1 protein-coding gene is annotated in these 695 nt (G+C 55.1%); it reads right to left on the bottom strand.

All coding sequences use genetic code 11. The features are described 5' to 3' along the window. The coding region (locus A3754_RS01160) for a thrombospondin type 3 repeat-containing protein (protein WP_197468353.1) at positions 1-695 on the bottom strand (695 nt) is incomplete at both ends.

The raw sequence follows: 695 nt of genomic DNA, 5'->3' as shown, positions 1-695 counted from the left end.
ATTGGCCAGCTGCTGGAAAGTGGTGGTAGCGGAACAGGTGAAACCGTCGTCGTCACAGACATCGCCTTTACCATCACCATCGCCATCAGCCTGATCTTCATTAGGAATCATCGGGCAGTTGTCAGAGACATCCGGAACGCCATCGCCATCGGTGTCAGTGGGATCACCGCCACCGCCATCACAAACGTCACCAATGCCGTTACCGTCGCTGTCCGCCTGGTTCGCGTTGGCAGCCAGTGGGCAGTTATCAGTGTCGTTGTCCACGCCGTCACCATCACGGTCGTCGTCACACACATCACCAATGCCATCCAGATCCAGGTCAGCCTGGTCAGTGTTAGGAATGTTCAGGCAGTTGTCATTGGTATCAAGGATGGTGTCACCGTCGCGGTCGTCTTCGCAGACGTCGCCGATACCATCGGTATCCGTGTCTTTCTGATCCGCGTTTGCCGTGAACACACAGTTGTCATTGGTGTTATCCACACCATCGCCATCCGCGTCGTCATCACAAACATCACCGATACCATCGTTATCCACATCACCCTGTTCCGGGTTGAAAATGGCAGGACAGTTATCTACCCCATCGTCGATACCGTCGTTGTCCTGGTCGTTGTCCTGATCACAGGCATCGCCAATACCGTCGCCATCAGTGTCATCCTGAGTCGGGTTGGCAACCAGCGGACAGTTGTCAGTGGGGT

The sequence above is a fragment of the Alcanivorax sp. HI0083 genome (assembly GCF_001635175.1).
Note: the sequence above shows the minus strand (reverse complement) of the source record. Positions and strands in the feature narration are given on the sequence as shown.